This is a genomic window from Pseudomonas sp. VE 267-6A, assembly GCF_024126555.1.
GTDB lineage: Bacteria > Pseudomonadota > Gammaproteobacteria > Pseudomonadales > Pseudomonadaceae > Aquipseudomonas > Aquipseudomonas palmensis.
Genome location: NZ_JAMYBY010000036.1, coordinates 1 through 9,869 on the forward strand (window position 1 = coordinate 1; position 9,869 = coordinate 9,869).

8 protein-coding genes are annotated in these 9,869 nt (G+C 62.4%); 4 read left to right on the forward strand and 4 right to left on the reverse strand.

Going from position 1 to position 9,869, the window contains the following annotated elements:
• Positions 1 to 1,040 precede the first annotated feature (1,040 nt).
• The 4 genes from NJH59_RS25245 to NJH59_RS25260 form a co-directional block, all read right to left on the reverse strand.
• On the reverse strand, positions 1,041 to 3,506 hold the full coding sequence (locus tag NJH59_RS25245) for a TonB-dependent siderophore receptor (protein WP_253087454.1): 2,466 nt from the start codon (positions 3,504 to 3,506) through the stop codon (positions 1,041 to 1,043).
• 97 nt (positions 3,507 to 3,603) lie between these two features.
• Positions 3,604 to 4,584, reverse strand: coding sequence for a FecR domain-containing protein (locus NJH59_RS25250; protein ID WP_253087455.1), 981 nt, complete (start codon positions 4,582 to 4,584; stop codon positions 3,604 to 3,606).
• The gene (locus NJH59_RS25255; RefSeq protein ID WP_253087456.1) at positions 4,581 to 5,096 is read right to left on the reverse strand and encodes a sigma-70 family RNA polymerase sigma factor; all 516 of its coding nucleotides are present in this window, start codon (positions 5,094 to 5,096) and stop codon (positions 4,581 to 4,583) included. Before NJH59_RS25255 ends, NJH59_RS25250 begins: the two co-directional genes overlap by 4 nt.
• A gap of 165 nt (positions 5,097 to 5,261) precedes the next feature.
• Positions 5,262 to 5,570 carry a DUF3077 domain-containing protein gene (locus tag NJH59_RS25260; RefSeq protein WP_054915325.1) on the reverse strand — a complete coding sequence of 103 codons (309 nt, stop codon included), beginning with the start codon at positions 5,568 to 5,570 and terminating at the stop codon, positions 5,262 to 5,264.
• A 157-nt stretch (positions 5,571 to 5,727) separates the two neighbouring features.
• Between NJH59_RS25260 and NJH59_RS25265 the strand changes: the two genes are divergently transcribed.
• The 4 genes from NJH59_RS25265 to NJH59_RS25280 form a co-directional block, all read left to right on the forward strand.
• Positions 5,728 to 6,462, forward strand: a complete 735-nt coding sequence (locus NJH59_RS25265) for a hypothetical protein (protein WP_253087457.1) — start codon at positions 5,728 to 5,730, stop codon at positions 6,460 to 6,462.
• Positions 6,463 to 6,774: 312 nt separating this feature from the next.
• A complete protein-coding gene (locus NJH59_RS25270; RefSeq protein ID WP_253087458.1) occupies positions 6,775 to 7,368 on the forward strand; it encodes a hypothetical protein in 594 nt (197 codons plus the stop codon).
• Between the two features lie 138 nt (positions 7,369 to 7,506).
• Positions 7,507 to 7,686, forward strand: a complete 180-nt coding sequence (locus NJH59_RS25275) for a Plug domain-containing protein (protein WP_253087459.1) — start codon at positions 7,507 to 7,509, stop codon at positions 7,684 to 7,686.
• Between the two features lie 117 nt (positions 7,687 to 7,803).
• Positions 7,804 to 9,869: DUF6531 domain-containing protein (locus NJH59_RS25280; protein ID WP_253087460.1), on the forward strand; the 2,066-nt coding region annotated here is incomplete at its 3' end.

Genomic DNA, 9,869 nt, shown 5'->3' on the forward strand with positions numbered 1-9,869 from the left:
GCTCCTACGGCCTGGCGGCCAGAGGCGGAGTCTGCCCGAAGGGCGTAGGAGCCGGCGTTGCCGGCGAACGAGCGCGAAGCGGTCGTAAAGCCTGAGTGCGCGGTGTGTCAGGCGAACCGCACGTGCAGGTTTTGCTGGCGCTACGCACCAGATCGCGGGGCAAGGCCCGCTCCCACGGCCTGGCGGCCAGAGGCGGAGTCTGCGCAGGGTATAGGAGCCGGCGTTACCGGCGAACGAGCGCGAAGCGGTCGCAAGGCCTGAGTGCGCGGTGTGCCAGGCGAACCGCATGTGCAGGTTTTGCTGGCGCTGCGCGCCAGATCGCGGGGCGAGGCCCGCTCCTACGGCCTGGCGGCCCGAAACAGATCATCAAGCCATGCATAATCCGCTTCTGCCCGCAGGGCGTGGGAGCGGGCTTGACCCGCGAATCGAGCGCGAAGCGGTCGCAACGCCTGAGTGCGCGGTGTGTCAGGCGAACCGCATGTGCAGGTTTTGCTGGCGCTACGCACCAGATCGCGGGGCAAGGCCCGCTCCCACGGCCTGGCGGCCAGAGGCGGAGTCTGCCCGCAGGGTGTAGGAGCCGACGTTGCCGGCGAACGAGCGCAAAGCGGTCGCAAGGCCTGAGTACGCGGTGTATCAGGCAGACCGCATGTGCAGGTTTTGCTGGCGCTACGCACCAGATCGCGGGGCAAGGCCCGCTCCCACGGCCTGGCGGCCAGAAGCGGAGTCTGCCCGCAGGGCGTAGGAGCCGGCGTTGCCGGCGAACGAGCGCAAAGCGGTCGCAAGGCCTGAGTGCGCGGTGTATCAGGCAGACCGCATGTGCAGGTTTTGCTGGCGCTGCGCACCAGATCGCGGGGCAAGGCCCGCTCCTACGGCCTGGCGGCCCGAAACAGATCATCGAGCCATGCATAATCCGCTTCTGCCCGCAGGGCGTGGGAGCGGGCTTGACCCGCGAATCGAGCGCGAAGCGGTCGCAGCGCCTGAATGCACGGTGCATCAGTCAATCTGCATACGCCGGCAATCACGCTGACCCCGGCGCATCATCAGAAGCTGTACTTCGCCGTAACCATCAAGTTGCGCGGGTCGCCAAACACATCATATGGGCTCCACGTGGAGTTGCTGGCGATGCCCTGGTAGTACTTCTTGTCGAACACGTTGTTGATGTTCAACTGCGTGTCCAGATGCTTGTTGACCTGGTAACCCGCCATCAACCCGACCAGCGCATACGCCTCCTGCTCGACATGGTAGTTGCCGAACACATTGCTGCCCTTGTTGAACGTCGCGCTCTGGCTATAGAGGTTGGCCCCCACACGCCACTGCTTCAGATCACCCTGCAACTGGTACGTGGTACTGGCCTTGAACATATGACGCGGCAGGTCGGTGTCGAACAGCCGGCCTTCCTTGGCCTTGTCGGCATCCTTCTCGTACTTGGCCTGGGCGAACGTATAGCCGGCGCCCACTTGCCAGTTGGGCGTCAGCGCACCATTGATCTCGAACTCGATGCCCTGGCTGCGCACCTTGCCGGCCGCTTCATAGCACCCGTAGCTACCCACCGGGATGACCTTGCACAGGCTTGCATCCGCCACCTCGGCCGCGCGGTTGAGCTGGTCGATCTGGAACAGCGAAGCACTGGCATTCAGCGCGCCGCCAAAATACTCACCCTTGATACCCACTTCGTAGTTTTCGCCGGTAATAGGCTCGATGCCTTTGCCTTGGCCGTCCTTCTCGGTCTGCGGCTGAAAGATATCGGTGTAGCTGGCATACACCGAATGGTTGTCGTCCAGGTCATAGATAACCCCGGCATAACGGGTGACGTTGCGCACCACCTTGGTCTTGCCCGAGGTGTAGTACTGGTCGTTGATCTGGTCATAGATGGCCGTGGCGTCGTACCAGTCCAGGCGCGCACCGAGTATCACCTTCAGCGGGTCGGCCAGGTTCCAGCGCGAGGTGAGGTAGAGGCCTTCCTGATCGACCTTGTCGTCGATGGAGTAGATGTCCGGCACGTTCGGTCTGGCAAGGCCACCCGGGTTGAAGCGGTTGATGTCCGGCACATCGACGAACACCGTGCCGCCGGTGGCTTCGGTCTTGAGCTGGCGCTTGCTGGCGCCGACCACCAGTTCATGCTCGCGCCCCAGCAGTGTGAACGGGCCTGTGGCGTAGACATCGTAGGTGGACTGATCGAAGTCGCGGTTCTGGTTGAAGATGCGCTGGCGGTAGGTGGCGTCGTTGTTGCGCTCCAACACGCCGCCCATCATCTTGAATTCGGACCAGTTTTTCGACGCGCCCAGGTGAAGGCGCCAGTCGTTGTCGAAGCGCTGGTCGAGCTCGACGAACACGGTCTTGTTCTCGACGTCCTGGTGCGACCAGCTGTAGCCGAAGGTCTTGGAGCGAGAAAAGCCCATGTGGCTGCCATCGGGGTTCACCGGCAGGCCGCCCCAGTTGATGTTGTTATTGTCGTTCTGCTCGGACGCGCCCACGGTCAGGGTGGTGCTGTCGGTGAGGTCGAACTCGCTGATGCCGTAGAACACCCCGCGCTCGCGCCCGGCGTAATCCTGATAGCTGCCCTTGTCGTTGTACGCGCCGACGATGCGGCCACGCACGCTGGCGCTGTCGTTCAGCGGGCCGGACACATCCAGCTCGCTGCGGTAGTTGTCCCAGCTGCCGGCGCTGCCGGTCACGCTGGCCTGGAACGCCTGGGTAGGGCGCTTGCGCACCATGTTGATGGCGGCCGACGGGTTGCCGGCCCCTTGCATCATGCCGGTGGCGCCGCGCACCACTTCGACGCGGTCATAGGGGGCCAGGTCGGCGGTGGCCACCCAGTCTGCGTTGTAGGTGGTGGGCAGGCCGTCGAACATCAGGTTGGTGATGGGGAAGCCGCGGGCGAAGAACTCGCTGTTGGCCGGGCGCGCGGCCGACAGGCGCAGCCCGGGCGTGGCCTGCACCACGTCGTCGAGGCTGCGCATGCCCTGGTCGTCCATGCGCTGGCGGGTAATCACCGTGACCGACTGCGGTGTTTCGCGCAGCGACAGCGGCAGCTTGGTGGCGGTCTGCATGGCGCCGGTGGTGTACGAACCGCTGTGCTCGGTGGTCGAGCCCAGGCCCAGGCCGCTGATGGTGGTGGCGCCCAGTTCCAGGGCATCTGCGCTTTGGCTACGGGCAATCAGCAGGTAATTGCCGCTGGCGGTGCGGGTAACCGTGAGGCCGCTGCCGGCCAGCAGGCGTTCGAGGCCATCCTGCACGGCATAGTCCCCACGCAGTGCCGGGGCGCGCTTGCCCTGCACCAGCGCCGGGTCGAACGGCAGGCTGATGCCGGCCACCTGGGCAAAGCTGTTGAGCGACTCTTCCAGCGGGCCTGCCGCCAGCTCGTAGTGGCGGCTGCTTGCCTCGGCGGCCTGCGCGGCCGCACTGGCCAGCGACACGCTGGTGGCACCGGCCAGCAACATACTGCGCAGGGTCAGTGCCAGCACGCTGCGCTGCAAAGGCCGGGTGGGGATAAAAGCAGAAGACATGGACGGCGTGCTCCTTTCGAATGACGAGGTGTATTGCCTGTCTGTCGAAGAGGGCGGCAAAACCCGTAAAAGTTTTTGAGATTTCTTCTCATCAGCCTTACCGGGCGACGATACGGGTCCATAACGGGGTAAAGCGTTCCACCCGCACCGGCAGCGAATCGCTCAGGGCGCTGAGGGCCTGGTCGATGTCATCGAGCTGGAACACGCCCGACACCTCCAGGTGCGCGATGGCCGGGTCGCAGCGCAGCCAGCCGTGGCGATAGCGCGCCAGTTCTGCGGTCAGCTCGCGCAGTTGCATGCGCTTGGCCACCAGTTGCCCGCGCGCCCAGGCGCTGGCGTCGAGGGTGCTGGTTTCGACCCGCTGGCTGCCGATTGCATCGATCAGGTATTGCTCCCCGGCGGCAACCATCACCGGCTGGCCCTTGCCCTGAATCGCCACCACCCCATCCTCGACCCGCAACCGCGTGCCGCTGGCTTCATCACGCACCGCAAAGGCCGTACCGATGGCCTGCAACTGCGCATGCCGCGTGCTGACCCAGAAGCTGCGACGCCCGCCCGTCGTGGCGGCGTCCTTGCCGGTGTCGATAAAGATTTCGCCGCGCCGCAGCACGATCAACCGGCGCTGGGCGGTGAACTGCACGTCCACTGCACTGGCTGTGTTCAGTTGCAGGCGGGTGCCGTCGTCCAGCAAAAACTGACGGCGCTCGCCCACCTCGGTGGCGTAGTCCGCGCCCCAGGGCACCAGCGCGCTGTCACGCATCGACCAGCCGGTAACGCCGCTGGCCAGCAGCCCCACGCCCAGCAGCTTGAGCGCCTGGCGCCGGCTGTGACGACCGCCTTGAAGGCGTTGCAGGGTGTCCCGCGCCACCGAGCCGGGCAGTGCGGCCAGGCCCTGGAAGGTGGCATCGCTTTTTTGCAGCGCTTGCCAGGCCACCTCATGCAGCGCGTGCGCCTGACGCCAGCGTTGGCAGGCCTCCAGCAGTTGCGGGTTGGCGCCGTCGGACTCGATGCGCACCAGCCAGCCGATGGCCTGGTCCAGCACGTTGTCGGGCAGTTCGGGCAATGGCGGGCGGCTCATCGCTGGGCCAGGTAGCAATGGCGAATGGCGCTGGCCATGTACTTCTCCACCGAACTCAGGCTTACCGCCAGGCGCTCGGCGATCTCCTTGTAGCTCAGGCCCTCTAGGCGCGACAGCAGAAAGGCCATGCGCACCTTGGGCGGCAGGCCGTTGAGCAGGGCGTCCACACGGGTCAGGGTTTCCAGCAGTATCAGCTGCGACTCGGGCGACGGCACTTCGGCTTCGGGCAGGTGTGCGATGGCCTCCAGATACGCCCGCTCGACCCGCTGGCGGCGCACGCGATCCACCAGCAGCCCGTGGGCCACGGTGCTCAACCAGGCACGCGGCTGACGCAACTGCTGCAGATGCTCCGGCTTGCCGAGGATGTGCACGAAGATGTCGTGGGCCAGGTCCGCCGCGTGGTCGCCGTGGCGCATGCGCTTGCGCAACCAGCCCAGCAACCAGGCGTGATGGTTGATGTACAGCGCACGAACATCGGCGTGAGGGGTGGGGGAAGTGGATGGCGACGACACGGAAAACCTCAGCATGATAGCCAGGTGCATTTGAGAATTTGTCGCATCCTAGTGCCAGTGGGCCGTGGACAGCAAGGGGAGAGTGCGTGATGTGGGGGGGCAGGTGGGGTTTTGGTGGGCGGAGCGAGCTCGGTAGGCCGCGTGTGCGGCCCGTGTGTTGCGTCGTTACTCGGGTGCCGCGTTTGCTTCCATGCCGTCCAGCACGGTGTCGATCAGTACGGTGCTCATTTCCAGCGATTGCTGTGCGGCGATCAGCAGCGTCTTGAACTGCTCGTCGGCGCGTTCGCAGGCTTGGGCGGTGGTGTCCTTAGCGCATTGGATCTGGAGCGACAGGTGAACCAGGGCGTCTTCCAGCTCGATGCCTTCGCAGACTGAAAACAGGGGCGGGTGATTACCGTTGCAACAGCCGAAGGCGGTGTAGATGCGTTTGCGGGGTTGAGTAGTAAGCGGGGGATTGGAGACGGTTTTGACCATTGTGCAGCTCCCTTTTTGAGTGGAACCGCCATCTGATGTTCAGGTGGCGCAGTTGCGCCTTTTGCATTAGCGGGCCGCGACGCCCGGTCGCTGGATTGACAGCGACGTCGCAAGATTAGCGGGGTTGGGGTGGGGATTCAAGGCGTTCTACAGCGGTATGCGCACCCCCCATGAAGCGGGAGCCGGATGCTTGTGCATTATTGCTCAGGCAGCAAGGCTGGATCCGCTCGATGCAACTGGCAAAGTTGACAGTTGTGACAAGCAAAATGACGTAGCAAGCTATCCAGGAGCACATAGCCGAGTGCCTTTCCTGGGAGCATCGATCATGAGTGCAACATCCTTCAGCGTACAACTCCAAAACGAAATGGAAGGTAAGATCAATTATTTCCACTACCAAAAGTTCGGCGACCCCGCCTCGGGTACAAAATCCGCATTAACATCGCCCCAAACTACTTATGACTTCAATCTCTACCCCGGCGGAAAGTTTATAGCGACGACCGCCGAGTCCTACCAAACGCAGCTTGAAGATCCAAAACTTCTTCGATTCAAATTTACAAATAATTCAGGTTTTCCTGTCGGGTTGCTCCGCGTATACGGTGAGCCCCCTTATCCCGACTGGGTAATAGCCGCGCTGGAGGACATTCCGGGGGACGAAAGTGAGGAAGACGTTCAATCTCAGCACGAGTTAACAATCGATAGATACAACCAAATGGTTGGGGGGGTGAATACAGGACCGAAGCGGTTTCCAGGGGGGGTACTACGGCGCTGGATCGACTACGAACCTCGCCGTGGCGACCCCTCTAAATGGTACGCATGGCTGCTACCTCCAGGAAGTTCAACTAGTGTGGCGGTAATCGAAGGAAGCGTGTGGGCGGTGAGCGAAGTAAAATAGATGACTGACCTTTTCCCCTGACAGCGCAACGGGGAGGTTGGGTGCTGTACAGAACTCAAGTGACCCTAACTCAGCTCTCGCGTCGTCAGCATTTTTAAGTAGTGCATGCGTTGAACAGAGGAGGGTGATTGCCGTTGCAACACCCTCCCTTTTTGAGTGGAGCTGCCATCTGATGTTCGGGTGGCGCAGTAGCAGTGCTCGAGGACCGTTCGCTGGATTGCCTGCGGGCTTGCAAGGTTAGCGGGTTGGGCGCGGGGCTTCTACACGCTCTACACCTGTATGCGCACCCCCCATGAAGCGGGAGCCGGATGCTTGTGTATTATTGCTAAGGCAGCAAGGCTGGATCGGCTCGATGCAACTGGCAAAGTTGACAGTTGTGACAAGCAAAATGACGTAGCAAACTATCTAGGAACACAAAGCCGCGTGGCTATCCTGGGAGCATCGATCATGAGTGCAAAAATCTCCAGCGCAACATCCTACAGCGTACAACTCCAAAACGAAATGGAGGGTAAAATCAATTATTTTCACTACCAAAAATTCAACGACCCCACCACGGGTACAAAATCCCCATTGAGTTCGCCCCAAACCATTTATGACTTCGTTCTCTACCCCGGCGGAAGGTTTATAGCGACGACCGCCGATTCCTTAACTGCGCCACCTGAAGATCCAAAAAATCTTCTATTCAAATTGACAAATAATTCAGATTTTGACTTCTGTCTGATTGAGCTGAATTCTACCGACGCTTCCATTAAGAAATGGCTCAACTCAGACAATCCTACGGAGCAACCCGCCTACAAGACAAAGTATAGACAGAGGCCAGTGTTGTCCAAACAGTCTGTGACGTTGGACTTCCCCAATGGAGGCCACTGGTATGTGGGCGAGTTGGCAGATCGGAAACGCACATAGCCGCGCAATGGGGAGCTTGGCTTTGTAGAAAACTGAAGTGACGATAAATGCAGCGCTCGAGCTATCAACACTTGCCACATAAGTTCCAAACATTGGAGGTAGGCAACGCAAGTCAATGGGAAGTAGGTGACGTGCTGGATGGGGCGCTCTAGGCACTGTACGAAAAGTACTGTCTTAACTGTCGCCAGCACGTTCACCCGGGCCCCCGGCGTCAACCTGGGCTACATCGGCGGTCGCGCCGAGCAGGTGGTGTTCGTGCGCGGCTTCGACCGCCTGCCGGTGCCGGTGTATATCCGCGGCCTCTACATCGTTATGTGACACATCCCACACAACTCCAGGAAGTTTCTCCATATCTGAGAATTCCTTGCCCTCGTACCCTTTTGCCTTCATGGACCACCCAGGGCGCTTCGCCCCTGCCTAGGAAGGCTATTCCCGATGTCTGCTTCCCCCACAGCGTCCACGCCCAGCGAGCGTGAGATCCAGATTGCGATTGCGCCACTCGAAACCCTGCTCAGTGAAGACCTCGGCGCTGCCGCCGCCTCTGTCGACCACTGGCTGCGCGAGGTCACCTACGGCCTGGTGAACCTGCAACTGCTGCGCCAGGCCGGCGAAAATGTGCCGGTGGTCTGTAATGCCCTGGCCGGTGTGGATGTACTGATCGACATCCTCACGCTGCTGGAGAGCCCGTCCCCCGACCCGCTCGACTGGGTCAGCCTGGGCATCAACCTGATCGGCGTAGTGCCGTTTCCCCCAGGCCTGGCCAAGGCGCGCATGGTGCTGCGCCCGGTGCTGCAATTGACCCGCCAGACCCTGCGCCGTCGCCCGGGGGCGAACATCGGCGCGGTGATCCTGGAGATCATCGACGGCCACCTGCATGCCAACATCCGCGGCGCCTTGGAACACTACGTACGCGAGGCGCTGGCCCAGTTGCCGGCCATGCTCGGCGAGGCCGCCGACACCGCGCGCCTGTTGTTCACCACGCTGGCCAGGACCATAGAAGCCGCTGCCCGGGGCCAACTCGACGCCGCAGCCAGCCACCAGTTGTCACGCACCCAGATGACCCAGGCGGCGCTGTACGACTCGCTGCTGAGCACTGACGCCTGGCGCCTGGCGCTGTCGGCCTTGGCCAATGCCTCCGAGGGCAACCTCAAGGCGGCCTACAACCATGTCGCCAGCCACTTCGGCGAGGCGCTGGAAAGCCTGCTGCGCCCGCTGGTGCACACGCTCGACGGGTTGGCCGCGTCGGTGCCGGATCGCCTCGAAGCCCTGGGCGCCCCTGGCATGCAAAACAGCATTGCCTGGCTGCTGAGCCGCCTGCTGGAAACCGTGCTGGCACACCCCGCCAGGCGCGGCGTTGCCACCAGCATTCGCCCCGGGGTCACCCAGCAGGCGCGGCACATCCACAGTGAAGGCCCGACCGAGGTGGTCAGCCGCCAGGTCAGGGCCAAAAAGGCCCCCAATACCGACAAGAATGGTATCTGTCCCTGTACCGGCCACAGCATCGGCCATGTGCTCGGCGACGAGACCGTCGTTCATCAGGACTTCGCGTTGTCCGGCCCGTTCCCGGTGGATTGGGCCCGGGTCTACAACTCGCGGCTCGACGCGCTGGATAGCGGCACCATAGGCGCACGCTGGATCACCGAGTTCACCACCTGCATCGATGTGGTCGACAAGGGGCTGGTGCTGCATGACAGCGATGGACGCAGCCACGACTTCCCGTGGCTCGAGGTCGACACCTGGCACCACGACCCCATCGAATACCTGACCCTCAAGCGCACCAGTGCACATCAGCTGACCCTGGTGCGGGGCCAGGAGCGGTTCGAAACCTATGCCCAGGTCGGCGAGCGCTTTTACCTGACCCACATTCGCCTGCGCAGCGGCGCCGGTGCCATGCTGCATTACGAGCATCGCCACAACGGCCAGCCGGTGCTGTCCGATATCAACACCTACCAGGACGACGACCCGAGCAAGGTGCACCTGCAACTGGGCACCCTGCTGGATGAGCAGGGGCATATCCAGGGCGTGTGGCAGGTGGTCGATGGCAAGCCGCTGCGCCAACTGTGCGCCTATCACTACGACGGCGCGGGTGACCTGGTAGCGGCTCAGGATGAAAACGGTGCCGCCTGGCACTATGAGTACCAGCATCATCTGATCACCCGTTACACCGACCGCACCGACCGTGGCCTCAACCTCGAATGGGATGGCACAGGCCCGCACGCCAAGGCGATTCATGAATGGGCGGATGACGGCAGCTTCGAGACCCGTCTGGCGTGGGACCCGAACATCCGCCTGACCTACGTCACCGACGCCCACGGCCAGGAAACCTGGTACTACTACGACGCCCTTGGCTATACCTACCGCGTCGTACATCCCGATGGCCGCGAGCAATGGCTGTTCCGTGATGCACGCAAGAACATCATCCGCCACGTGCACCCCGACGGTAGCCAGGACCGCTACAGCTTTGATGAGCGCAGCAACCTGCTGCAGCACATCCGTCCCGA